22 protein-coding genes, 1 pseudogene and 1 riboswitch are annotated in these 22,671 nt (G+C 73.7%); of the genes and pseudogenes, 12 read left to right on the top strand and 11 right to left on the bottom strand.

The genetic code is table 11. From position 1 onward, the window contains the following. Positions 1–46 precede the first annotated feature (46 nt). Positions 47–232, top strand: a complete 186-nt coding sequence (locus tag ACFXDJ_RS28215; RefSeq protein ID WP_384850751.1) for a hypothetical protein — start codon at positions 47–49, stop codon at positions 230–232. Positions 233–310: 78 nt separating this feature from the next. Here ACFXDJ_RS28215 and ACFXDJ_RS28210 read toward each other — a convergent pair whose 3' ends face one another. Further along, positions 311–1,051, bottom strand: coding sequence for a class I SAM-dependent methyltransferase (locus ACFXDJ_RS28210; protein ID WP_384850754.1), 741 nt, complete (start codon positions 1,049–1,051; stop codon positions 311–313). Positions 1,052–1,068: 17 nt separating this feature from the next. Continuing rightward, positions 1,069–1,374, bottom strand: a complete 306-nt coding sequence (locus ACFXDJ_RS28205; protein WP_384662058.1) for a 4a-hydroxytetrahydrobiopterin dehydratase — start codon at positions 1,372–1,374, stop codon at positions 1,069–1,071. A gap of 204 nt (positions 1,375–1,578) precedes the next feature. Between ACFXDJ_RS28205 and ACFXDJ_RS28200 the strand changes: the two genes are divergently transcribed. Both ACFXDJ_RS28200 and ACFXDJ_RS28195 read left to right on the top strand, forming a co-directional pair. Beyond that, a complete protein-coding gene (locus ACFXDJ_RS28200) occupies positions 1,579–3,387 on the top strand; it encodes an FAD-dependent oxidoreductase (RefSeq protein WP_384662055.1) in 1,809 nt (602 codons plus the stop codon). Positions 3,388–3,410: 23 nt separating this feature from the next. Next, positions 3,411–4,202, top strand: a complete 792-nt coding sequence (locus ACFXDJ_RS28195) for a helix-turn-helix domain-containing protein (protein WP_384662052.1) — start codon at positions 3,411–3,413, stop codon at positions 4,200–4,202. Here ACFXDJ_RS28195 and ACFXDJ_RS28190 read toward each other — a convergent pair. Further along, entirely contained in the window at positions 4,188–4,610 is a 423-nt protein-coding gene (locus ACFXDJ_RS28190; protein ID WP_384662050.1) for a hypothetical protein, read from the bottom strand. The genes ACFXDJ_RS28195 and ACFXDJ_RS28190 overlap by 15 nt on opposite strands. 320 nt (positions 4,611–4,930) lie before the next feature. On the opposite strand from ACFXDJ_RS28190, the gene ACFXDJ_RS28185 reads away from it, so the two are divergent. The 4 genes from ACFXDJ_RS28185 (at position 4,931) to ACFXDJ_RS28170 (ending at position 9,275) form a co-directional block, all read left to right on the top strand. Beyond that, the gene (locus ACFXDJ_RS28185) at positions 4,931–6,007 is read left to right on the top strand and encodes a hypothetical protein (RefSeq protein WP_384662048.1); all 1,077 of its coding nucleotides are present in this window, start codon (positions 4,931–4,933) and stop codon (positions 6,005–6,007) included. After that, positions 6,004–6,564 (top strand): toxin-antitoxin system, toxin component, encoded by a 561-nt coding sequence (locus ACFXDJ_RS28180; protein ID WP_384662045.1) that lies wholly within the window; start codon positions 6,004–6,006, stop codon positions 6,562–6,564. Before ACFXDJ_RS28185 ends, ACFXDJ_RS28180 begins: the two co-directional genes overlap by 4 nt. A 103-nt stretch (positions 6,565–6,667) precedes the next feature. Continuing rightward, positions 6,668–8,092 (top strand): NAD(P)/FAD-dependent oxidoreductase, encoded by a 1,425-nt coding sequence (locus tag ACFXDJ_RS28175; protein WP_384850748.1) that lies wholly within the window; start codon positions 6,668–6,670, stop codon positions 8,090–8,092. Between the two features lie 4 nt (positions 8,093–8,096). After that, the gene (locus ACFXDJ_RS28170; RefSeq protein ID WP_384850745.1) at positions 8,097–9,275 is read left to right on the top strand and encodes an MAB_1171c family putative transporter; all 1,179 of its coding nucleotides are present in this window, start codon (positions 8,097–8,099) and stop codon (positions 9,273–9,275) included. 142 nt (positions 9,276–9,417) lie between these two features. On the opposite strand, the gene ACFXDJ_RS28165 is transcribed toward ACFXDJ_RS28170, so the two are convergent. Then, positions 9,418–10,323 carry a bifunctional 5,10-methylenetetrahydrofolate dehydrogenase/5,10-methenyltetrahydrofolate cyclohydrolase gene (locus tag ACFXDJ_RS28165; protein ID WP_384663303.1) on the bottom strand — a complete coding sequence of 302 codons (906 nt, stop codon included), beginning with the start codon at positions 10,321–10,323 and terminating at the stop codon, positions 9,418–9,420. A 28-nt stretch (positions 10,324–10,351) separates the two neighbouring features. After that, a riboswitch (ZMP/ZTP riboswitch) is annotated at positions 10,352–10,445 on the bottom strand. Positions 10,446–10,536: 91 nt separating this feature from the next. On the opposite strand from ACFXDJ_RS28165, the gene ACFXDJ_RS28160 reads away from it, so the two are divergent. Together ACFXDJ_RS28160 and ACFXDJ_RS28155 are read left to right on the top strand one after the other, a co-directional pair. Further along, positions 10,537–11,298, top strand: a complete 762-nt coding sequence (locus ACFXDJ_RS28160) for a class I SAM-dependent methyltransferase (RefSeq protein ID WP_384850742.1) — start codon at positions 10,537–10,539, stop codon at positions 11,296–11,298. A 213-nt stretch (positions 11,299–11,511) separates the two neighbouring features. Further along, a complete protein-coding gene (locus tag ACFXDJ_RS28155) occupies positions 11,512–13,089 on the top strand; it encodes an RNA polymerase sigma factor (RefSeq protein WP_384663306.1) in 1,578 nt (525 codons plus the stop codon). A gap of 17 nt (positions 13,090–13,106) precedes the next feature. Here ACFXDJ_RS28155 and ACFXDJ_RS28150 read toward each other — a convergent pair. The 4 genes and pseudogenes from ACFXDJ_RS28150 to ACFXDJ_RS28135 form a co-directional block, all read right to left on the bottom strand. Further along, positions 13,107–13,610 (bottom strand): annotated as a pseudogene (locus tag ACFXDJ_RS28150) (hypothetical protein); the annotation flags it as partial. A gap of 18 nt (positions 13,611–13,628) precedes the next feature. Continuing rightward, positions 13,629–14,078: an SRPBCC family protein gene (locus ACFXDJ_RS28145; RefSeq protein WP_384663307.1), complete on the bottom strand. Its 450-nt coding sequence runs from the start codon at positions 14,076–14,078 to the stop codon at positions 13,629–13,631. A 43-nt stretch (positions 14,079–14,121) separates the two neighbouring features. Then, entirely contained in the window at positions 14,122–16,212 is a 2,091-nt protein-coding gene (locus ACFXDJ_RS28140; protein WP_384850739.1) for a phage holin family protein, read from the bottom strand. Between the two features lie 153 nt (positions 16,213–16,365). Next, positions 16,366–16,770, bottom strand: coding sequence for a hypothetical protein (locus ACFXDJ_RS28135; protein ID WP_384659940.1), 405 nt, complete (start codon positions 16,768–16,770; stop codon positions 16,366–16,368). A gap of 151 nt (positions 16,771–16,921) precedes the next feature. Between ACFXDJ_RS28135 and ACFXDJ_RS28130 the strand changes: the two genes are divergently transcribed. Together ACFXDJ_RS28130 and ACFXDJ_RS28125 are read left to right on the top strand one after the other, a co-directional pair. Further along, positions 16,922–17,725, top strand: a complete 804-nt coding sequence (locus tag ACFXDJ_RS28130) for an MBL fold metallo-hydrolase (RefSeq protein ID WP_384659943.1) — start codon at positions 16,922–16,924, stop codon at positions 17,723–17,725. A gap of 20 nt (positions 17,726–17,745) precedes the next feature. Continuing rightward, positions 17,746–18,387, top strand: coding sequence for a DedA family protein (locus tag ACFXDJ_RS28125; RefSeq protein WP_384659968.1), 642 nt, complete (start codon positions 17,746–17,748; stop codon positions 18,385–18,387). Here the strand turns inward: ACFXDJ_RS28125 and ACFXDJ_RS28120 are convergent. The 3 genes from ACFXDJ_RS28120 to ACFXDJ_RS28110 all read right to left on the bottom strand — a co-directional run bounded on the left by ACFXDJ_RS28120 (position 18,384) and on the right by ACFXDJ_RS28110 (position 21,606). Beyond that, on the bottom strand, positions 18,384–19,469 hold the full coding sequence (locus ACFXDJ_RS28120) for an MBL fold metallo-hydrolase (RefSeq protein WP_384659945.1): 1,086 nt from the start codon (positions 19,467–19,469) through the stop codon (positions 18,384–18,386). The genes ACFXDJ_RS28125 and ACFXDJ_RS28120 overlap by 4 nt on opposite strands. Positions 19,470–19,622: 153 nt before the next feature. Further along, the gene (locus ACFXDJ_RS28115; protein WP_384659948.1) at positions 19,623–20,864 is read right to left on the bottom strand and encodes an aminotransferase class I/II-fold pyridoxal phosphate-dependent enzyme; all 1,242 of its coding nucleotides are present in this window, start codon (positions 20,862–20,864) and stop codon (positions 19,623–19,625) included. A gap of 94 nt (positions 20,865–20,958) precedes the next feature. Next, a complete protein-coding gene (locus ACFXDJ_RS28110) occupies positions 20,959–21,606 on the bottom strand; it encodes a TIGR03086 family metal-binding protein (RefSeq protein ID WP_384659950.1) in 648 nt (215 codons plus the stop codon). Positions 21,607–21,810: 204 nt separating this feature from the next. Between ACFXDJ_RS28110 and ACFXDJ_RS28105 the strand changes: the two genes are divergently transcribed. Continuing rightward, positions 21,811–22,647, top strand: a complete 837-nt coding sequence (locus ACFXDJ_RS28105) for a methyltransferase domain-containing protein (protein WP_384659952.1) — start codon at positions 21,811–21,813, stop codon at positions 22,645–22,647. Positions 22,648–22,671 lie beyond the last annotated feature (24 nt).

Raw genomic sequence — 22,671 nt, 5'->3', positions numbered from 1 at the left:
CGCCGCCCCGCTGCCCCCGTTGTGCTGGCCCCTTATCCTGGGGTTCATGGCTCACCCCTTGGGGGCCCCGGAGTGGTTCTTCGCGCAACACCCCCCCGACCCCGGTGTCGTCTCCCTGATCGCCGCGATCAGCGGCCTGCCGCTGGAGGCCGACCCCGAGGGCCGGGCCCGCCAGGCCGAGGACACCGACTCGCCCACGCAGTGGTGGCGCCTGGAGCGCGTCCACGCCTGACGGGCCGGCCACACCTGACGTGCCGACCATGCCTGACGTGCCGACCGGCCGCGCCGACCGGCCGGGCGACCGCGGGCGTCAGTGCCGTACGAAGCCGATCAGGCGGTACGTGGGGTCCGCGCGCGGGGAGTCCGGCGCCGGCAGCCGGGCCAGCCGGTCCGCCAGCTCGTGCGGGGTGGTCCCGCGCGGGCTGACCCGGGAGGCGTAGCGGCCGGCCAGCAGCGCGGCGGCGCTCTGGCGCGGGCTCCGGCCCTGGCCGTGGCCGGTGAAGCGGGCTTCGGCGCCGGGGCGCAGGCCCGCCGCGGCCGCGTGGGCGGTGACCTCCGCCGTGGAGTCGGCGGGGTCCCGGGTGAGGTGCGGCGCGAGCAGCGCGTCGATGTCGCTGCCGACGTCGTGGGCGGAGTCCTTGTCGACGGTGGCGAGGAACACCCCGCCGGGGCGCAGTACCCGGGCCGCCTCGGCGACGACCGTGGCCACCGCGCCCGGTTCGCGCAGCAGGTGCAGCAGCCAGATCGCGGTCACCGCGTCGAGCGAGCCGGAGCGGACGGGCAGCCGGGCCGCGGAGCCGAGGACCACCGGGACGCCCCGGGAGAGGGCCATGGCGGCCATCCCGTACGAGGCGTCCGCGCCGAACACGCGTGTCCCGGGGCGGGCCGAGGCGATCCGGGTGGTGACGATCCCGGTGCCGCAGCCGAGGTCGAGCAGGGTCGCGGTGGCGGGCGGGAGGAGGCCGAGGACCGCCCCGGCGGCGGCCTCGGCGCGCGGGACCCCGCCGCGCGTGGCGTCGTAGGCCTCGGCCTCGGCGTCGTAGTCGAGCAGCGGCTTCGTTATCGGCATCAGGCGGCGCCGTGGGCGGGGGCGAGGGATTCGACGCGCTCGGCGAGGGTGAAGTCGGCCTCGGTGACGGAGTCTCCGGCGTCGTGCGTGTTCACGGAGACGCGGACGGTGTTGTAGCCCAGGGTGAGGTCGGAGTGGTGGTTCAACTCCTCCTGCACGGTGGCGATGTGGCTGACGAGGGCGCTCGCCGCGAAGTGGCTGCCCAGCCGGTAGGTGCGGAAGATCCGGTCGTCCTCGAAGGCCCAGCCGGGGAGTTCCCGCAACCGGTCCTCGATCTCCTTCTGCGAAAGCGGTTCTCTCGACATCCGCGGTCTCCTTCTGCCCGATTGACCTGACGTGACGTCAAGGTTCCCACAGCTCAGGCCACAGGGAAGGTTTCGCGCCATAGTGCGTGCGGGTACTTCCGCGCCTTCCGTGACCACCGCGCCGCCCCTATGCTCCTGCGCCGGACGTGACCGTTACCGCCGGTAACGCCGATGGGTGTCGCCGGGTACCGAGGGAGCATCATCGTGACGCGCACAGGAAACTCCAGGCGCACGTTCATCGCGGGGGCCGCGGCCACCGCAGGCGCGTTATCCGCCGCCGGGGGCCTCGCGACCCCCGCCGAGGCCGCCGCCGAAGCCGCCACCGAAGCCGCCCAAGCCGCCGCGGCCGGGCAGGCGCGCCGCGTCGCCGTCCTCGGCGGCGGGGTGGCCGGCCTCACCGCCGCGCACGAGCTCGCCGAGCGCGGCTACGCCGTCACCGTGTACGAGCGCCGGGCGCTCGGCGGCAAGGCCCGCAGCATGGACGTGCCCGGCAGCGCGCGCGGCGGTCGCCGCCCGCTCCCCGCCGAGCACGGCTTCCGCTTCATCCCCGGGATCTACCACAACCTGCCCGACACGATGCGGCGCATCCCCTTCCCCGGCAACGCCAACGGGGTCTGGGACAACCTGACCGCCCCGCGCGAGATGATGTTCGCCCGCGCCGGCGGCCGCGAGGACCTGCGCGCGCCCATCCCGTGGCCCGACAGCTCCCCCGCCACCCTGACCCCCGACGAGCTGCGCCGGGCCCTCACCGGCATCCTCCAGTCGCTGGTCCGGCTCCCGGCGCACGAGACGGCGTACTTCGTCGACCGCGTGCTCGTCTTCCTCACCAGCTGCGACGAACGGCGCAACGAGCAGTGGGAGAACACCCCTTGGTGGGAGTTCACCCGGGCCGCGCAGATGTCGAGCGAGTACCAGCGGATCCTCGCCGTCGGCATCACGCGCAACATCGTGGCCACCAAGGCCGAGGAGGCCTCCACCCGTACGGTCGGCACGCTCGGCGAGGCCTTCGTCTTCAACCTGCTGGGGCGCGGGGCGGACGGCCCGCCGGACCGGATCCTGAACCTGCCGACCAACGAAGCGTGGATCGGCCCCTGGGAGACCCATCTGCGCTCCCTGGGCGTGGAGTTCAACATCGGCTGGACGGTCCGCGAGGTGCGCTGCGCGGACGGCCGCGTGAGCGGGGTCGTAGTGGAGGACCCGGCCGGCGCGGCCTCGACCGTCACCGCCGACCACTACGTCAGCGCGCTGCCCGTGGAGCACGCCCGCCGCACGTGGAGCCCGGCACTGCGGGCGGCCGACCCGATGTTGGGGCGCTGCGACAAGCTGGAGACCGACTGGATGACCGGGATCCAGTTCTATCTCACCGAGCGCGCACCCCTGGTCCACGGACACCTCAACTGCATCGACTCCCCCTGGTCGTTGACGGCGATCCAACAGGCCGAGCACTGGCCGGCGCGGGACTTCCCCGCCGACTACGGGGACGGCACGGCCGTGGACTGCCTGTCGGTGGACATCTCCGAATGGGACAAGCCCGGGATCCTGTACGGGAAGACGGCCAAGCAGTGCACGCGCGAGGAGGTGGCCCGCGAGGTGTGGGCGCAGCTGAAGGCCTCGCTGAACGACACCGGCAGGACGCTGCTCTCGGACGGCAAACTGCACTCGTGGTTCCTGGACCCGGGGGTGGAGGGGACCGGCACGCCGAACCCGACCAACCAGGACCAGCTGCTGATCCACCCGACCGGCACCTTCCACAACCGGCCGAGCGCGGGCACCCGCATCCCCAACTTCTTCCTCAGCGGGGACTACGTGGCGGTCGACATCGACCTCGCGACGATGGAGGGAGCCAACGCCTCGGCCCGCGCGGCCGTCAACTCCCTTCTGGACCGGGATGGTTCGACGACGGCGCGGTGCTCGGTGAAACCGATGTACCGGGCTCCGGAGGTGGAACCCCTCAAGCGGCACGACCTGTGGCGCTACCGCCTCGGCCTGCGGAACGTCTTCGACCTGGGGTGAGCCCGGCGGGTTACCGTCGGGGCATGACGACGACGGCAACGGTGGGAACACTGCTCCGCACTTGGCGGGAGCGGCGCGGGATCAGCCAGCTGGAGCTGGCGGGCCGCGCCGACTCCTCCTCCCGGCACATCAGCTTCGTGGAAACCGGCCGGTCCCGGCCGAGCGAGGAGATGGTGCTGCGGCTCGCCGACCATCTGGACGTCCCGGTGCGGGACCGCAACGCACTGCTGCTGGCGGCGGGTTACGCGCCCCGGTACGCGCACACCCCGCTGGACGACCCCTCGATGGGGGTGCTGCGCGAGGGGCTGGAGCGGCTGCTGACCGGCTACGAGCCGTATCCGGCGCTGGTGGTGGATTCCACGTACGACGTGGTGGCCGCCAACCGGGGCGTCATGATGCTGATGGAGGGGCTGCCCGAGCACCTGCTGGCGGGGCCGCTGAACGCGATGCGGCTGACCCTGCACCCGGAGGGGCTCGCCGCGCGGATCCACAACCTGCGCGAGTGGCGCGGGCACCTACTGGCCCAGATGGAGCGGCAGATCGCCCTGGCCCGCTCGGAGCCGCTGCGTGCGCTGTACGAGGAGGTGGCGGCGTATCCGGTGCCGGACCGGCCGGGCGACAGCGAGCCGGAGGAAGCCGTTCCGTACATCGCGCTTCCCTTGCGGATCGAGCACGACGGACACCTGCTCTCCTTCGTGTCCTCCATCTCCACCTTCAACACGCCGATGGACGTGACCGTCGCCGAGCTGGCCATCGAGACCCTGCTCCCGGCCGACCCGGCGACGGTGAAGTACCTGCGCTCACTGGCGCCCTGAGCCCGCGCGCAGCGCGAGCTGCTGGAGGAGGCCGAAGGAGGCGACGGTGAGGGCCTGCGCCGGGATCCACACCGCCCCGGCGGTGGTGGGTGCGAACCACACGACGAGGGCGACGAGACTGAGCGCGGCCCAGGCGTAGTTGGCCTCGATGACGAACCTGACCGGGAAGGCCGGGGGCTGCCGGCGCGAGGCCAGTAGGCCGACGCCCGCGCCGAAGAGCACGAGGAAGAGGCCCAGTTCCAGCAGCAGCCCCTGCCCGATACCGAGCAGCCGGCCGAGGGGCGCGGAGAAGGCGGCGTAGGCGAGCCCGTTGCCGGTGGTGACGACGGCGTCGAGGGCGAGGAAGCGGCGCAGCGCGGCCTGCGGGACGGTGGTGCGGGCTACGGCGGTGAGCAGCGTTGCGGACATGGCGAATCAGCCTCCGTCGAGGGTCGAATGCACGGGTGGGGTACGGATGAAGTACGGAGTGGAGTACGGGTGACCGGGCCCCGGAGCCGAGTGCGCGGCCCGGGACCCGATGGCTCCACTGTGCCGCCGGGGCCCCGGCCGGTCGATTACCTCCGAGGTCATGCCCGCACGCGGGTCCCGGCTGGTCCCGGCGTCCCCACCTTTTTTGAGCCGGACGGAAAGAAAGGTTGGGGGGTGCCCTGTTCCGCCACGGAACAGGGGGATACGCTTCACGCTGAGCAACCATTCGAACCTTCTCTCTACTGACGGAGAAACACCCGGTGCGTGCCACCGCCAGCCCCGACCTCACCGCGGCCTGGGGCCGTGTCGTGGCGTTGGCCGAGCGGCGCGGTCAGGATCCGGAGCACGTGCTCTCCGTGGAGCGGCTGAGCCACCTGTCCGGGGTGGAACCGGCCCGCATCCCCCCGGTCCTGGCCGGTACCGCCGCCGAACTGCCCCTGTGCGAACGGGTGCACCAGCGGTTCCTGCGGCTGCGCGCCACCCGGCGCGACAAGCACGGCCGGGAGTGGCCCCTCGCGGCCATAGCCGAGGACTTCGACGCACCCGGCGCCTCCCTCGGCCCGCTCAACGCGGGCACCGGACTGCCCCGGCTCGGTCACGCGGCCGGAGTCCAGCGGTTCTTCGGGGTCTACGCCGGCTTCCTGCTCGCCGACAGCAAGAGCGCGGTGGAACGGGCCCTGGCCACCACCGGGAGCGGACCGGCGGGCCCGTCCACCGGCGGTACGGACGACCTCGAACACCTCTCGTACCTCACGGGCATCACCCCGCAGGCCATCCGGCTCACCCTCGACGGCAACCCGCCGCGGCTCCCGCTGAAGGAGCAGGTCCGCCGCCGGTTCGAGCACCTGCGCCGCACCCGCACCCGGGAAGACGGCCAGCCCCACTCCCTCTCCGCCATCGCCGCCTCCTTCGACGCCTCGGGGCAGTCCCTGACCCGCCTGGCGCAGGGCGAGGGGCTGCCCAACCTCGCGGCGGCCGCCGGGATCCAGCGTTTCTACGGAGTCGAGGCCGGCTTCCTGCTGGCCGACGACACCGAGGCGCTCGGCGCCACCCTGACGGGGATCGAGCGCGAGCTGGAGGCCGCGGAGCGGCCCGCGGAGAACCCGATGCTCGCCGTGATGCGGGCCCACGACGTACGCAGCATCGTCACCCGGGCGGGCAGGCTCTCGCCGGGCGGCTGGAAGTCGCTGGCCGACCACCTGGACGACCTGCTCGCCCGCGAGGGACAGCTGGGCCGCCCGGCCGCCGAACGCCCACGCGACGGCGACGGCCGTGGCCACGGCCACGAACGCAGCGCAGGCAACGACCGCAGTGCCGAAGGGGATGATGCGCCATGAGGACCACACGGGCCATGCGGAAACTCGGCGCCGACCTGGTGGCGGCCGCCCGCCTGACCCCGAACACCGAGGCCGCCGGCATCATCGCGGGGCTGTGCACCGCATACGGGCGCGGCCGCGACCGGCCGGTGCTGTTCCGGTTCGCCGCCTTTCCGCCCGACACGGCCAGTGGGCTGTGGCTGGAGATGGAGGACCGCGACCTCCTCGTCATCGAGGAGCGCACCCGGCCCGAGCACCAGCTCGTCATCGCCTGCCACGAGCTGTGGCACATGGACGAGGGCACCTGCGACCGGCACGGCTCCGGCATGGCGGTCGCGGCCCGACTGACGGGACGCCACGGCGGCCTGGCGGAGCTGCTGCGCTCCGACCAGGGACTGAGCTCCGTCGTCCGGCAGGCCGCGGCCCGTGCCGACCGGGAGGACCCGGCGGAGATCCGCGCGGAGACCTTCGGGCTGCACCTCGGAAAGATCCTCAAGGCATTCCTTCCACCGCCCCGGGAAGAGCAGGTCCCCGAGGCGATCGAGCGCATCAAGACCTCGTTCGGCTGTGGACGTTGAGCGGGCCATGGCAAGCACGCGCGGCGGCTGACCGCCGCCCTCCCGCCGACGCACCTACTTCGCCGATGCGCACGCGCACGGCCCTGACAGAGAGCACCACACGATGACCCAGTCTTCTCCGCCCCGCCACGCCGTCGTCATCGGCGGCAGCATGGCCGGCCTCCTCGCGGCGGCCGTCCTCGCCGAGCACGCGTCGGTCACCATCATCGACGCCGACACCCTGCCCGACAGCCCGGAGCCCCGGCGCGGCCTGCCGCAGGCCCGCCACGTCCACGTCATGTGGTCGGGCGGCGCCCGCGCCATCGAGGACATCCTCCCCGGCATCACCGAGGACTGGACGGCGGCGGGCGCGATCCGCCGCAGCCTGCCCACCGACCTGGTCACCAAGACCGCTCAGGGCTGGATCCCGCGCTGCGGGGAGAAGCAGTTCAACATCTCCTGCAGCCGCGACCTCCTCGACTCGGTGGTCCGCGCCCGCGTCACCGCCCTGGACGGGGTCACCACCCTCCAGAAGAGCCGTGTCCGCTCCCTGGAGGGAACGGCCGCCCGGATCACCGGCGTCCGCGTCGACACCCCGGAGGAAGAGGGCAGGCTGATCACCGCCGACCTCGTGGTCGACGCGAGCGGCCGCGGCTCCCGGGCCCGCAACTGGCTCCAGGAGCTCGGCGTGGGCGGCATCAGGCAGGCCGAGGTCGACTCCGGCCTGGTCTACGCGACCCGGATCTTCGAAGCACCGGAGGGCGCCCACGCGATGGGCTTCCCCATCGTCAACGTCCAGTCCGATCCCCGGGTTCCGGTCCCCGGCCAGACCGCGACGATCGTGCCCATCGAGAACGGCCAGTGGCAGGCCACCCTCTCGGGGACCCGAGGCGGCCAGCCCACCGGCGACCCCGAGCAGTTCATCCCGTTCGCCAAGGGCATCCGCGACCCGATCGTCGGCGAACTCCTCGAAGGCAAGAAGCCCCTGACCGACGTCGCCGTCACCCAGGGCACCGCCAACCGCCGGGTCTTCTTCGAGAAGGCCGAACTCCCCGACGGGTTCTTCGCCGTCGGCGACTCGGTCGCCACCTTCAACCCGCTCTACGGCCAGGGCATGACGGTCGCCGCCCAGGGCCTGCTGGCCGTCCGTACGCTGCTGCGCGCCAAGGGGCTGGCGCACCCCTCCATCGGCATGGAGGCGCAGCGCGCCATCGCCCCGCAGGTGGCCACCGCCTGGGAGCTCGCCACCTCGCAGGACATCCTGTACCCGGGCGCCACCGGGATGAAGCCGCGCGCGGGCGCCGGCCTGCTCAACTCCTACGTCTCCCGGCTGATGACCGGGGCCACCACCCGGGAGGAGCTGACCGCGGCCTTCCTGGAGGTCATCACCATGAGCAGCCCTCCCACCTACTGGCTGCGTCCGGCGGTGGTCTGGCAGGTGCTGCGCGCCTCGGACCAGGGGGCCCTCAAGGCCCCGCCGCTGACCGCCGCCGAGTGGGCCGTCGCCGGACTCGACCAGGAGACCGATCCCGTGGAAGCCCGCCAGTAACCCGATGTCGGACGGGCTCATCCTCTACGTGCCGGGTTTCGTGATCGTCCTGGCGCTGATCATCAAGGCTCCGACCCTGCGCCGCGGCTGGGACCAGCCGCTGATGCGCGCCGTGTGCACGCTGCTGGTGGTCGGTTCCCTCGCCATGTTCCTGTCCGGTCCGCCGACCATCGCCGCCGTCAACCGGCTGACCGGCGTCGTCAACTTCTCCGCCCCGCTCGTCTACAGCGTGCTGACCACGTTCTCCGGATCGTGCATCGTGCTGATCCTGCACTGGGGCGGCGGGCCGACCCCGGGCGTGCGGCGGGCCACCCGGATCACGGTGGTCGCGTACAGCGCCGTCGTCGTGGCGATCGTCCTCCTCTTCGCGAAGGGGGACGCGCCGGTGGAACGGCTGCGCGACCTGGACACGTACTACGCCAACACGCCGTGGATCCGGGAGATGATCGCCCTCTACCTGGCCGCCCACGCGGTGGGCAGCACGGCGCTGACCCTGCTGTGCTGGAAGTGGCTGCGGCGCGTGGATCCGGCCATGCGGGCCCTGCGCACCGGGCTGGCGCTGCTCATGCTCGGCGGGGTGATGGACGTGGGCTACCTCGTCGCGAAGTGGGCGGCCGTGGGTGCCCGCTGGTCCGGCCGGGACTGGGACGGCCTGTCGACCTACCTCGCGCCGCCGCTGGCCTCCGCGGCGGCCCTGCTGGTGGGGACCGGATTCATCGTGCCGCTGGTCGGCGAATCGGCGGCCTGGCAGGACTTCAGCCAGTACCGGCGGCTGCGTCCGCTGTGGAAGGCCCTGCACGGATTCGCCGCGTCGAGCGTGATGACCGTGCCGCTGACCTGGTGGTCGCCGGTCGGGATCCGGCTGATCCACCGCGAGTCGGTGATCGACGACGGGCTCCTGGCCCTCGCCTCCTGGTTCGACCCCGCCGTCCGCGGCGAGGCCTACGAGGCCGCGCTCGCCCAGGGCCGGTCCGAGCGGGACGCCGCCCTGGTGGCGGACGCCGCGATGCTCGCGGCCGCCTGTCTGCGCCGGCTGGCGGCCGGTGCGGAGCGGCCCGTCGGGGAATCCGGGCAGCCGGGCTCCTGCCGGCTGGGCGCCCGGCCGCTGGCCGAGCTGGCCCGCGAGTTCCACGCCTCCCCCATCGTCGCGGAGGCCCGCCGCCGGGCCGCGGCCCGGGTCTGACCCCGAAGGGCCCCCAGCGGGCCGCCAGGGGCCCTCTCGGGGCCGCGGGAGGGCCCGGGCCGGGGAAAGACGGAACGCCCCGGGCCGAAGGGTCCGGGGCGTTCGTCGTACGGTCACGCCCGCCGCGGCGGGCGGAGGTCGCTCAGAGGTCCGCGAGCGCCAGCCCGGCCTGCGCGGCGGCCGCCTGGACGGTCTGCTCCAGCAGTACCGCGATGGTCATCGGGCCGACACCGCCAGGCACGGGGGTGATCAGCGAGGCGCGCGCGGCGGCCGATTCGAAGTGGACGTCGCCGACGTTGCCCTCGTTGTACCCGGCGTCGAGGACCACCGCGCCCGGCTTGATGTCCTCGCCCCGGATGAACTCGGCCTTGCCGACGGCGGCGACCAGCACGTCCGCCTGGCGCACGATGGACGGCAGGTCCACGGTGCGGGAGTGGCAGTAGGTGACGGTGGCGTTCTGCTCCAGGAGCAGCATCCCGGCCGGCTTGCCCAGGATGGCGCTGCGGCCGACGACCACGGCGTGCTTGCCGGTCAGGTCCACGTCGTAGGCCTCCAGCAGGCGCATGATGCCGCCGGGGGTGCAGGAGACGAAGCCCGGCAGACCGAAGCCCATGGCGGCGAAGGAGTGCATGGTGACCCCGTCGACGTCCTTGCCGGGGGCGATGGCCTCGAAGGCGGCGCGCTCGTCGATGTGGTGCGGGACCGGGTGCTGGAGCAGGATGCCGCTGATCTCCGGGTCCTCGGAGAGCGCGGTGAGCGTGGCGACGAGCTCCTCGGTGGTGGTCTCGGCCGGCAGCTCCACGTGGCGGGAGGTGATCCCGGCCTTCGCGCAGCGGTTCTGCTTCATGCGGACGTAGGTGACGGACGCGGGGTCCTCGCCGACCAGGACGGTCGCGAGACAGGGCGCGGTGCCGGTGCGCTCGGTGATCTTCGCGGCGTACGCGGCGGTCTGCTCCGAGATGCGGCGGGCGAGGGCGGTGCCGTCCATCAGCCGGGCGGCCGGGGTGCCGGCGGTCTGCGTGGCAATCGTGGCCTGGGCAGTCGTCATGGGGTCTCCTGAGCGTGGCTGCGGGATCGCGGTTCGCCCAGGCGCGCGGCAGTCGACGTACGGAGGCACGCCGGGCCGCTCCCCGGTGGTGATCCACCCGAACGCCAGTCACGGCCCGCCGCCCAGTGTAGGCGAACCCGCGGGACTCCCCGCGGGTGCCCCGACCCCGGCAATCCGGTGGATGACCGGCGCCCGGGCTGGGAGGATCTAGACATGACGCCCACATTCGACCATCTCGTCGCGGAAGCCGAGTCCGTCTCCGTGGACGGCTGGGATTTCTCCTGGCTCGACGGCCGGGCCAGCGAACAGCGGCCCTCGTGGGGCTACCAGCGCCTCCTCGGGGAGCGCCTGTCCCACGTCCAGGCCGCCCTGGACATCCAGACCGGCGGCGGCGAGGTCCTCGCCGGAGCCGGACCGCTGCCCCCGCTGATGGCCGCCACGGAGTCCTGGCCGCCGAACATCGACAAAGCGACCCGGCTGCTGCACCCGCTCGGCGCAGTGGTGGTCGCGGACAGCGACGAGCCCCCGCTGCCGTTCGGCGACGAGGCCTTCGACTTCGTCTCCAGCCGGCACCCCGTGACGATCTGGTGGGAGGAGATCGCGCGGGTGCTGCGGCCCGGCGGCACGTACCTCTCCCAGCAGGTCGGTCCGGCGAGCGTCTTCGAGCTCGTCGAGTACTTCCTGGGACCGCAGCCCGAGGAGATCCGGCGCTCGCGCCACCCCGACGACGCGGTCGCCGACGCCACGAAGGCCGGGCTGGAGGTGGTCGATCTGCGCTCGGAGCGACTGCGGACGGAGTTCCACGACATCGGAGCCGTGATCTACTTTCTACGGAAGGTGATCTGGATGGTGCCCGGCTTCACGGTCGGGCAGCACCGGGACCGGTTGCGCGAGCTGTACGAACAGATCGAACGCGAAGGCCCGTTCATCGCGCACACCGCCCGATTCCTCATCGAGGCCCGCAAAACGGGCTGACAAAAAGGGCGGACGCCGCCACCGCCGATCGGTTGCCCGGTCACAGCGTGGCGCAGGTCACTCAATTCAGCGCGTAACGAATCTACTCGGGCGTGCGATGAACCGACAGGTGTCCTCGTGCGGCTCGGAATACAGACCCCCCTCGGGTCTGTTTCCCGAGTTCGCGCGATGATGTCCCGCCACCCCTTATCTGTTCGCAACGAGAGGCTCCTTGTGTCGCTCAGCCCGTCCCGTACGTTCCCCACGGAGATCGCCGAATCCGAGGCCCTGGTCGCGCTTGTCGAGCGTGGCCGCGAGCAGGGTCACATCAACGGTGATGACGTGCGCCAGGCCTTCGAGGCCGGCCGCATCCCGGTGGACCAGTGGAAGCGGGTCCTGCGCAGCCTGAACCAGGTCCTCGACGAGGAAGGTGTCGCACTTCACGTCAGTGCGGCGCCCGCCACGAAGGCTGCCGCCAAGAAGCCGCGCAAGGCGGCCGCCGCCCCGGCGCGTGCCGTCGCCAAGAAGGCCGCCGCCCCGCCGCGCCTCATCGGCGCGCGCAAGACGGCCGCGGCCCCGGCCCCCGCCGCGGCGATATCCGACCCGTCGGCCTCCGGCACCGAGGAGGAGGTGGCGGCGGATGCCGCCGCCGCACCGAAGAAGCGGACGGTCAAGAAGACCGCCGTGAAGAAGACCGCCGTGAAGAAGACGGCTGCCACGAAGAAGGGCGCCAAGGACGGCGACGAGGGCGAGACCCCCGTGGCCGAGGGCGAGGACTGGGCAGCGGAGGACCTCGGCGACGACGAGGAGGAGAAGACCCCCAAGGCCGGCGGCACGCAGGGCTTCGTCCTCTCCGACGACGACGAGGACGACGCCCCGGCGCAGACGGTCATGGTGGCCGGCGCCACCGCCGACCCCGTCAAGGACTACCTCAAGCTCATCGGCAAGGTGCCGCTGCTCAACGCCGAGCAGGAGGTCGAGCTCGCCAAGCGGATCGAGGCCGGTCTCTTCTCCGAGTACAAGCTCGAAGAGGAGGAGGACCACAAGCCCGCGTTCAAGCGCGAGCTGGAGATCCTGGTCGAGGACGGCCGCCGCGCCAAGAACCACCTGCTGGAGGCCAACCTCCGCCTCGTGGTCTCGCTGGCCAAGCGCTACACCGGCCGCGGCATGCTCTTCCTGGACCTGATCCAGGAGGGCAACGTCGGTCTGATCCGCGCCGTGGAGAAGTTCGACTACACCAAGGGCTTCAAGTTCTCCACGTACGCGACCTGGTGGATCCGCCAGGCGATCACGCGCGCCATGGCCGACCAGTCGCGCACGATCCGCATCCCCGTCCACATGGTCGAGATCATCAACAAGCTGGCCCGCGTCCAGCGCCAGATGCTCCAGGACCTCGGCCGGGAGCCCACTCCGGAGGAGCTGGGCAAGGAACTCGACATGACCCCCGAGAAGGTCATCGAGGTCCAGAAGTACGGCCGCGAGCCGATCTCCCTGCACACCCCGCTGGGTGAGGAGGGCGACAGCGAGTTCGGCGACCTCATCGAGGACTCCGAGGCGGTCGTCCCGGCCGACGCGGTCTCCTTCACCTTCCTCCAGGAGCAGCTCCAGTCGATCCTGGGCACGCTCTCGGAGCGCGAGGCGGGCGTGGTCTCCATGCGTTACGGCCTCAACGACGGCCAGCCGAAGACCCTCGACGAGATCGGCCGCGTGTACGGGGTCACCCGTGAGCGCATCCGCCAGATCGAGTCGAAGACCATGTCGAAGCTCCGTCACCCGTCGCGTTCGCAGGTGCTGCGCGACTACCTCGACTAGAACCGGGGTCCGCGCCCTCAGGTCAGCCGGAAGACCGGCCCCTGGGGCGTGAACGGCAGGGAGGCACCCTGCGGAACCAGGAAGGCGTGCTCGCGCCGGATCCGCAGGGTGTCGGTCCAGCCGTCCGTGATCACCAGCACCGGAGCCCGCGGCGGGAAGTCCTCCGCCCGCAGGAGCAGGTCGATGCCCGGCTGGAGCACGGTCCCGCCCCGGCCGCGCACCTTGACCCGGCCCGCGATTTCGGTCGGGGGCAGATAGCCCGCGTCGTACGGCGCCGCGTCGCAGAACACGACGCGTGCCGCCGGAACGTCGCGGGCTTCGGCGTACGAGGCGATGGCGCCGAGCGCCTTGCCGAGCAGCTCCCGGCTCATCGACGCCGACGTGTCGAGCACCACCCCGAAGGTGCAGCGGGCGGTCTCCTCCGCCGGGAAGTACCGTCCGGCCCGCGGGATGTCCGGGGTGGACGCCTGGCGGCGGGCCGGGCGCGCGAAGCTCCGTACGGGCTCCGGGCGGGGCACGTACGGCGTCGGGCGGCGGAGTCAGGCGGCGGAGTGCTCCAGCAGGTGCTTGAGCTTCTCCTCGCCCCGGGGCATCTCCTTGCGGACCATGGGCTTGACCACGAGCGGGACCAGGGCCCTGCCCAGGCCGTGGCCCTCGAAGTCGATGGCGAGGGTCACGCGCGAGCGGGTCCCGCCGTCGAGGGGTTCGATGCGGCCCCGCACGTCCGGCCGGACCGGCCCGTCCAGGCCGTGCATGTGCCAGCTCCTCGGCGGGTCGAGCTCCAGGACCTGCATGGTCGTGGGCAGGCGCCGCTTGCCGATCTGCCGGGTGACCATCACCTTCGAACCGACCTGGACGGGAAGATCGCCCATCGGAACGGCGGAGACGGCGCTGTCCTGCCACTCCGGCAGGTGCGTGGGGTCCGTGACGTACGCGTAGACGTCCTCGGGCCTGCGGTCGATGTCGATGCTCTTGCTGATCGCGGACATGGCGACTCCTCGGAGCCCCCCTGGAGGTCCTCCTCCTTACAAATTACGCCGCGGGCACGGACCCCGCGCCACCCTCGTGGCCACCGGGCGCGACCGGGACCTGGGGTCCGTCCGCCTCGCGGAGCCAGCCCCGCAGCACCTCGTGCACCGACTCCGCGCCCACCAGCTCCCCGCCCGGCAGGGTCTCCGGCTCCGGCAGCTCCACCGGCCACATCAGGAACGGGTGCCCCTGTTCTCCGCCCAGGCCCCCGTGCGAGCCGATCTGCTCCTCGAAGGCGTGCACCGCGCCCGTTCGCGGGTCGTACGCCGAGTTCACCATGATGTCGGCCACGTGCGGGAAGGAGTCCGTGCGCCGGACCGCCCGCGCCGACCCCGGCCCGAAGCCCGCCGTCGCCAGCAGTTCCTCCGCCGCGCCGGGCACGTCGAGCCGCGCCTCGGCCCCGTCGGGCCCCAGCACCACCCCGTCCACCAGCAGGAACCCGACCCCGGGATGGTTCGCCAGGGTCTCCAGCAGCGCCGGGTGCGCGCGGTCGATCCGCTCCCGCGAGGCCCGGCCGGGCAGGTCCGGGAAGGAGATCAGCCCGAGGTTGCCCGATGCCAGCACCACCGGGTCCGGGCCGGGCCCGGGACGCGCCTCCTCGGCCGTCTCCTCCACCGGCCGGTGCAGGGCGGCCCGTACGGCGGCACGCGCCTCGGCCCCGCTGTGCGTCCGGCCGGCCCTGCGGGACACGGGCAGCCCGCAGCCCGCGCGGACCAGGTCCTTCAGGGTGAGCCCGTACCGGCCGAGGAAGGTCTCCCCCGGGCTCTGGCCGTGGTCCGAGAGCAGCACGATCCGGTAGTCCCGGGGCGCGTGCTCGGCGACCCGGGCGATCAGGGCGAGGCCGCGGTCCATGCGGGCGAGCACCTGGTCGGTGTCCCGGCCGTGCGGGCCCGAGTGGTGGGCGACCTCGTCGTAGGCGACGAGGTCGGCGTAGACCGCGGCGCGCCCGGCCAGCATGTCGCCGATCACCGCCGCGACCACCACGTCCCGCTCCACCACCGTCGCGAAGGCGCGGATCAGCGGGTACAGCCCCCCGCGCCCGACGCGCGGCCGCTCCCCGCGCAGGCGTCCCCGTAGCGACTGGGTGATCTCCCGGCCCACCTCGGCGGTGAAGGACAGCGCGGTGCGGACGGAGTTGGCCGGGTCGGAGAAGTACGCGAAGTAGCCCGCGCGGGAGCGGTTCTCCGGGCCCCGGCGCGCGGAGACCGACAGGACGAGGGCCAGCTGGCCCGCGCCGCCGCTGAAGAGGTTGCCGCGGCTGGCTCCGTCGAAGGTGAGCAGGCCGCCGTCCCCGGTGCGCTCCACCGCGCGCCGCTGGAGTTCGGCGGCGCTGGTGGGCCGGTTGCAGACCATGACCTCGCCGGTGTCCTTCTCGTACCAGCGGAAGGCGGGCACGTCGAAGTTGGATCCGTGCAGGATGCCGAGCTGGCTGGCGCCGGTCTGGCTCGACCAGTCGGTCCGCCAGGACCTGATGCGGTGGGTGCGCTCCAGCCAGTCGGCGACCGTGGGCATCAGCCCGCTGCCCGCGGCGCGGCGCAGCACCTCGTACCCGACCCCGTCGAGCTGGAGGAAGACCAGGCCGGGGGCGTGCTCGTCGGCCCCGGGCTCGCCTGCGCGCCGCTGCCTGCGGCGGCGCCGGTCGGCGAGCCGGTAGAGCCGGCGCCGGTAGGCCTCGTCGTCGCGTACGGCGAGGGCGGTGGAAGTGGCCGACGCCACGGCGGACATGACGGCCGCGACCACCACGGCCGTCTCCGGGGCCGCCTCGCCGCGCCCGGCCGGGATCAGGCTGAGGGCTATGAGCAGCAGGGAGCCGTTGAGGAAGAAGACGAGCAGGCCGAGCACCAGGGCCGGTACGAGCAGCAGCGCGCGGACGAGCACGGGCCAGACGAGGGCGCTCAGCAGACCGAACGCCCCGGCGCCCAGGGCCGCCGTCAGTCCTATCTGCGTGATGCTGTCGCGGTCGCCGCCCTCGGCCTGGAGCCTGAAGTCGGGGAGGATCCCCGCGAGGGCGAGCATCGTGAGGGTGGACACCGCCCAGACGATGATCACCCGCAGCACGGCGCCGCCCGCGCTCCGCCACCGGCCTCGCAACACGCCGCACCCACCTCACCACCGTGGCCCGCACCGCGCCGCCGAGCCCCCGTCCCACTCGTTCCAGGCTCGCACAGCCGGGCCGTCACGGCCGGATGACACGGGTGGCGCATGTGCGTACGGGAGGTGGCGCGGGGTGCGTACGGAGGGGGCGACCTACGTACCGTCGTAGCCGGCGGTCGGCATGGAGAGGCGGCGGTGCACCTCGGCCTTCATCGCGGAGGTGTACCGCGGCTCGTCGAGCCCGGCGGTCTCCAGCCGTACGCCGCGCCGCCGGCACTCGGCGGCGAACTCGTCCACGGAGCGCAGCGCGCGGTCCAGCACCCGGTGGTTGGCGGCGACGAACAGGTCGACGCGGCCCGCGTCGACGTCGGTCCAGAGCCCGCAGTGGTCGGCGCGCAGCCCGTAGACGAGCAGGTGCCGGGTGACGACGTACCCCTGGCCTTCGGCCCAGCGGGCGCACATGGCGTGCTGGCTCCGGGTGTCGACGGCGAAGGGATCGGCGTCCAGATCCTCAAGCGGGGCCAGGCTGGCGATCGCGGCCACGCGCAGCTCATCCATGCCGCCCGACCCTACTCCGATCCGCCGCCGGGGAGGAGGGGGCGTGGGAGGCCGGTTCCGGGCGGCCCGGGCGGGCAGCCTTTAGGCTCGACGGAGGCGGGAGCGGACGGGAACGGGCGCGGGAACGGGCGGGAAGGCGGAGGGGGAACGGATGCCGGTGGAGATCACCTGGTGGGGTCATGCCACGTGCACGGTCGAGGACTCCGGGGTCCGGCTGCTGACGGACCCGCTGTTCACCCGGCGCCTGGCACACCTGCGGCGCCGTCGCGGGGCGGTGCCCCCGCCGGAGGCGGCGGTCGCGGACGCGGTGCTCGTCTCGCACCTGCACTCCGACCATCTGCATCTGCCCTCGCTGGCACGGCTGGCGGCCGGGACCCGGCTGCTGGTGCCGCTCGGGGCGCGGCGGGCGGTGCCGGGTCTGGCGCGGATCGCGGACGTGCGGGGGCTGGCGGTGACGGAGATGGCGCCGGGGGACGAGGTTTCGGTGACGGGCTCGGCGCGGGACGCACGGGGCGTACCGGTCGTACGGGTACGGGCGGTCAGCGCGCGGCACGACGGGCGGCGGCTGCCGTTCGGGCCGCAGCTCGCCCCGGCGCTCGGGTACGTGGTGGAGGGCGCGGCGCGGACGTACTTCGCCGGGGACACCGGGCTGTTCGACTCGATGGTCGAAGAGGTCGGGGCGGTGGACGTGGCCCTGCTGCCGGTGGGCGGCTGGGGCCCCTACCTGGGCCCGGGTCACCTGGACGCGGCGGGCGCGGCGCGGGCGCTGGCCCTGCTGGCGCCGGCGGCGGCGCTTCCGGTGCACTGGGGGACGTACTGGCCGATCGGGATGGACGCGGTGCGGCCGCACGAGTTCCATTCGCCGGGCGAGGAGTTCGTACGGTGTGCGCGGCGGGAGGCCCCGAAGGTGGCCGTCGTGGTGCCGGCGCACGGTGAGGCGGTGCTGCTGCCGTGACGGTGTCCGTGTCCTCGGCCCTGCACCAGCTCGCGGAGACGGCGGCCCAGGTCCCCGGCGAATCCACCCAGCAGGCCGTCGGCTACCCGACGTTGTTCGTCCTGGTGGCGCTGGGCGCGCTGGTACCGGTCATCCCGACGGGCGCGCTGGTCAGCACGGCGGCGGTGGTGGCCTTCCACCAGGAATCCCTGCCCTTCGGCCTGTTGCTGGTCTTCGGGGTCTCCTCGCTGGCCGCGTTCACCGGTGACCTCGCGCTGTACTGGCTCGGCCGGCGCGGGGTCCACTCCCGCAACGGCTCCCGCTGGCTGGAGGCCCTGCGGCGACGGGCCTCCCCCGAACGCCTCGCCCGGGCCCAGCGCAAGCTGGACGAGAACGGGGTACTGGTCCTCGTGGTCTCCCGACTGCTCCCGGCCGGCCGGATCCCGGTGATGCTGGCCTGCCTGCTGGCGGAGCTCCCGCTACGCCGCTTCGCCCGCGGCGACGCCCCGGCCTGCCTGGCCTGGGCGGCGACCTACGGCCTCATCGGCATCCTGGGCGGCTCCCTCTTCTCGGACCCCTGGAAGGGCGTGCTCCTGGCGGTGGCCCTCACCCTGGCCATCAGCGCGGCCCCGCCCCTATGGCGCCGTCTGCGCGGCCGGCCCGATCGGCAAGACACGGCCTAGGCCGGCCGGAGGACCCCCGACCCGCCGATCGGGAGGTCCCAGAGGTGTTCGCGGGGGCGGCCGGTGCGGGTCCAGGCGGCGCGCGTGCGGTGCAGGGGTTCCATCACCGGCTCGGCGGACAGGGCGAACGTGGCCCAGTGCATGGGGGCCATCCGGCGCGCCCCCACGTCGAGGCAGGCCTGGACGGCTTCCTCCGGGTCGGCGTGGACGTCCCGCAGCCACCACCTCGGGGCGTACGCGCCGACGGGGAGCAGCGCCAGGTCGATGCCGGGATGGCGGCGGCCGATCTCGCCGAACCAGTGCCCGTAGCCGGTGTCGCCCGCGAAGTAGACCTTCTTCGGGGTCCGGGCCCGCAGGTCGGTGAGGATCCAGCCGCCCCACAGGGTGCGGCACGCATCGAGCAGGGACCGCTTCGACCAGTGGTGCGCGGGCACGAAGTCGAAGCGTACGCCGCCCAGTTCGGCCGATTCCCACCAGTCGAGCTCGGTGACCCGGGTGAAACCCCGGCGCCTGCACCAGCGCGCGAGCCCGGCCGGGACGAAGAGCGCCGTGTGGCGCGGGAGCCGCTTGAGGGTCGGGGCGTCGAGGTGGTCGTAGTGGTTGTGGCTGATCACCACCGCGTCGACCGGCGGCAGTTCCTCCCAGCGCACCCCGACCGGGGTCATCCGCGCCGGGGTTCCGAGGATCCGCCGGGACCAGACGGGGTCGGTGAGTACGGTCAGCCCGCCGAGCCGCAGGATCCAGCTGGCGTGCCCGGCCCAGGTGACGGACACCGTCCCGGTGGCCGGGGCGGGCAGCGGGGCGGGGGCGTACGGCAGGTCGGGGATGCCGCGCAGCCCGTCGGGGGCGGGCCGGAAGGCGCCCTCGCGGGCGAGCCGGGCGAACGCGCGCAGACCGGGCAGCGGAGTGGTCAGCCGGTCGGAGAACGACCGGGGCCACAGCCGGTGTTCACCCAGCGGGCGCACCACGGGAGCCGCGGGCCGCACCGGCGGGCGACGGACGGCGGCGGCGTTCCGGTCGGGCACGGAGCCGGACGCGGGGGCTGCCGCCGCCGCTCCCGGCGCGTCCGTCTGATCCCTCATCGAGAAGTCTCCGTTCACCGGCGGGAGCCGGACAGCTCGGTCGGGCGGCACGGTCGGGCGGCACGGTCGGGCGGCTCGGTCGGGCGGCTCGGTCCGGCGGCTCGGTCCGGCGGCTCAGTCCGGCGGCTCAGTCCGGCGGCTCAGTCCGGCGGCTCAGTCGGACAGTCCGGCCAGGACCGACCGGAGCCGGTCCAGGGAACCCCGTACGTGCGGCAGCCGCAGGGGGTCGGCCGCGGTCAGCGCGGCGAGCCGCTCCTCCGGGGTATCCCCCAGCAGCGGACCGGTCGACAGCCGGACCCGCAGGGCGACCGGTTCGTCCGCGAACCGCTGCCCGCCCGGGGTCGGCGCGCCGAGCCGGCCGCCCAGCCAGTCCTCCAGTTCCATCGCGTCGCCGACACCCCGGCGGGCGAGCCCCGCGCGCAGCGGAGTCAGGTCGGCGTAGAGGTGCCGGCCGGCCTGCGGGGGCCGGGCGAGCGCCCCGACGGCCAGCAGTTCCCGGTGCGCGGCGGCGGCCACCGCCCCGTGCAGGGCGGCGGCCGCGGCGGTGCGGCCGGCCACGGGGGCGGGCTCGTCGAGGGCGTGCGCGGCGGCTCCGGCGACGGGTCCGGCCACGAAGGCGCCGGTCGCGGTGAGCACGTCGAGGCTGCGGGCCCGCAGCCAGGTGCCGTGCGGGGTGCCGGGGAAGCGGATGACGGCGGCGGGCCAGCCGGCGGGCAGCAGTGCGCCGGAGAGGTCGAGGAGGACCGCGACCTCGTCGGGCAGCATCTCGGCGGGGCTGAGCACCAGCATGTCGTGCGGCCGGTGGACGGGCCGGTGGACGGTGTCGCGCCAGGTCTCGTCGCTGACGACGAACAGCCCGGCGGAGGCGGCGGCCTCGCAGGCCTCCCGCAGCAGTTCGGGCGAGGGCACGGTGGCCGTCGGGTCGTCGGCGACGGACAGCAGCAGGACGCGCGGGTCACCGCCCTCGGCGCGCACCCGGCGCACCGTCTCCAGCAGCGCGTACGGGTCCGGTACGCCGCCGCACTCGGCCGGGGTCGGCACGTGGTAGGCCCGCCGTCCCAGCAGCCGGACCTGCGGCGTCCACCAGGCGGGACAGGGCCGGGGCAGCATGACGTCTCCGCCGTACGCGCCGAGCAGCGCGAGCAGCAGGGCGGGGGCGCCGGGTCCGGCGGCCACGTGGTCGGGGTCGGTCGGCAGCCCGCGCCGGTCCCAGTACCGGGCCGCCGCGGACCGTACGGGCACTCCCCCGCCCGGGGGCTCGGGGGCGGAGCGCCAGGCGGCCGCCGCGAGGACGGCGGTGAGCTCGGGCAGGACGGGCAGGCCCGGCTGCGGGGCGGGCGGACCGTAGCGGACCGGGCCCCGGCCCTCGGCCGTCGTGCGCTGGATCCCCGACACCGCGCGCCACCTCTTCCCGCCGTCCCCGCCGCCGCTCGCCGACCATGCCTTTATACGGTTATTCGCCCATACTCGCCCGTTATGGCCGCCCGGCTCAGCCGTCCCTTCCCAGCAGCCCGAGCAGCCGGGTCTGGGCGTTCGCCCCGGCCGGCACCTCCAGCGGCGCGGCGAACAGGCCGCTGGCGGCCAGCCCGTCCGCGTAGGGCATGACCTCCTTGATGGCGAACTCGACGAGGCCGTCGGGGAGCCGGTCGTCGGCGCCGATGGCCCGGGAGAGGTCCCAGGCGTGCACGGCGCAGTCGACGGTCAGTTCGGAGCAGTACGCCGACCCGAGCGTGGGCCCGTAGGACAGGCGGACGGTGCGGTCCAGCGCCCCGGGGGCGGTGAACGCCGCGTGCGCGGCGACCGAGGCCCGGTCCCAGGCGGCGACCGGGTCGGCGCCGAGGACGTCTCCGGAGAACGCGTCCCCGACCTCCTCGACGGTGCGGCCGTCGGAGAGCAGCGGCGGGATCCACAGCTGCTCGGAGGTGACGTGGTTGACCAGATCGCGCACGCTCCACTCGCTGCACGGCGTCGGCGCGTCCCACTGGGTGTCCGAGACGGCGCGCACCCGCTCCCCGAAGAGCCGCAGGGCCTCCGCGTGCCGGTCGAGCGGCGAGTCCGGCAGGCGCGGTTCCGCAGCCTGCGAGCCGCCCGCCGCCTGCGCGCCCGTCACCTGCGGGTCCGGTACTTGGTCCGGCATGACTCTCACCGTCCTTCGCCAGGGTCTCCCCTCCCCCGGGTTCACTCTCCTCGCACCCGCCGCACCCTGCCACCGACCCCGCACCGACCTGCCCGGTCTCCTTGACGCACAAGGATGGTGTCCACATGTCAAAACGCATATCTCATATCGCGAACTGATCGTTTACGGTGGCACCATCGCTTCGACGACGAAGGAGACCCGGCCATGAACGCCGCACAGTCCGCCAACGCCCCGCACGAGACCGCCGTCTACACCCACGGACACCACGAGTCGGTGCTGCGCTCGCACCGCTGGCGCACGGCACGCAACTCGGCCGCGTACCTGATCGGCGAGGTGCGTCCGGGCATGTCCGTCCTGGACGTGGGCTGCGGTCCGGGCACCATCACGGCGGACCTGGCGGAGCTGGTGGGACCGCGGGGCCGGGTCACGGCCGTGGACGCCGCGCAGGACGTGATCGAGCAGGCCGCCGCGCATGCCGGGGAGCGCGGCCTGACCAACATCGAGTTCGCCACGGCCGATGTCCACGCGCTGGACTTCCCGGACGATTCCTTCGACGTGGTCCACGCCCACCAGGTGCTGCAGCACGTCGGAGATCCGGTCCAGGCCCTGCGCGAGATGCGCCGCGTGTGCCGGCCGGGAGGGATCGTGGCCGCGCGGGACGCGGACTACGCGGCGATGACCTGGTACCCGCTGACCCCGGGACTGGAGGAGTGGCTGGACCTGTACCGGCGGGTGGCCCGCGCCAACGGCGGCGAACCGGACGCCGGACGCCGGCTGCGCTCATGGGCGCGGGCGGCGGGCTTCGCGGACGTGACCTGCACGGCGACGTCCTGGTGCTACGCGACCCCGGACGAGGCCGCGTGGTGGTCCGCGCTGTGGGCGGACCGTACGACGGCCTCGGCCTACGCCGCCATCGCGACCGACGGCGGACACGCGACCGGGGCGGAGCTGACGGCCATCGCGGAGGCGTGGCACACCTGGGGCGCCTCCCCGGACGCCTGGTTCTCGGTCCTGAACGGCGAGATCATCTGCCGCGCCTGACGCACCCGCGCGGGGTCCGTGTGG

The sequence above is a fragment of the Streptomyces sp. NPDC059443 genome, assembly GCF_042750105.1.
In the GTDB taxonomy this organism is placed as follows: domain Bacteria; phylum Actinomycetota; class Actinomycetes; order Streptomycetales; family Streptomycetaceae; genus Streptomyces.
This window is presented reverse-complemented; position numbering and strand designations above follow the sequence as displayed.

Coding starts and splice junctions, on each gene's coding strand:
- ACFXDJ_RS28195 (WP_384662052.1), top strand. CDS start 3,411: ATGACGACGACGGCAACGGTGGGAACACTGCTCCGCACTTGGCGGGAG.
- ACFXDJ_RS28165 (WP_384663303.1), bottom strand. CDS start 10,323: ATGACGACTGCCCAGGCCACGATTGCCACGCAGACCGCCGGCACCCCG.
- ACFXDJ_RS28135 (WP_384659940.1), bottom strand. CDS start 16,770: ATGGATGAGCTGCGCGTGGCCGCGATCGCCAGCCTGGCCCCGCTTGAG.
- ACFXDJ_RS28205 (WP_384662058.1), bottom strand. CDS start 1,374: ATGTCGAGAGAACCGCTTTCGCAGAAGGAGATCGAGGACCGGTTGCGG.
- ACFXDJ_RS28110 (WP_384659950.1), bottom strand. CDS start 21,606: ATGCCGGACCAAGTACCGGACCCGCAGGTGACGGGCGCGCAGGCGGCG.
- ACFXDJ_RS28170 (WP_384850745.1), top strand. CDS start 8,097: ATGTCGGACGGGCTCATCCTCTACGTGCCGGGTTTCGTGATCGTCCTG.
- ACFXDJ_RS28120 (WP_384659945.1), bottom strand. CDS start 19,469: ATGAGGGATCAGACGGACGCGCCGGGAGCGGCGGCGGCAGCCCCCGCG.
- ACFXDJ_RS28180 (WP_384662045.1), top strand. CDS start 6,004: ATGAGGACCACACGGGCCATGCGGAAACTCGGCGCCGACCTGGTGGCG.
- ACFXDJ_RS28145 (WP_384663307.1), bottom strand. CDS start 14,078: ATGTCCGCGATCAGCAAGAGCATCGACATCGACCGCAGGCCCGAGGAC.
- ACFXDJ_RS28160 (WP_384850742.1), top strand. CDS start 10,537: ATGACGCCCACATTCGACCATCTCGTCGCGGAAGCCGAGTCCGTCTCC.
- ACFXDJ_RS28130 (WP_384659943.1), top strand. CDS start 16,922: ATGCCGGTGGAGATCACCTGGTGGGGTCATGCCACGTGCACGGTCGAG.
- ACFXDJ_RS28215 (WP_384850751.1), top strand. CDS start 47: ATGGCTCACCCCTTGGGGGCCCCGGAGTGGTTCTTCGCGCAACACCCC.
- ACFXDJ_RS28190 (WP_384662050.1), bottom strand. CDS start 4,610: ATGTCCGCAACGCTGCTCACCGCCGTAGCCCGCACCACCGTCCCGCAG.
- ACFXDJ_RS28175 (WP_384850748.1), top strand. CDS start 6,668: ATGACCCAGTCTTCTCCGCCCCGCCACGCCGTCGTCATCGGCGGCAGC.
- ACFXDJ_RS28105 (WP_384659952.1), top strand. CDS start 21,811: ATGAACGCCGCACAGTCCGCCAACGCCCCGCACGAGACCGCCGTCTAC.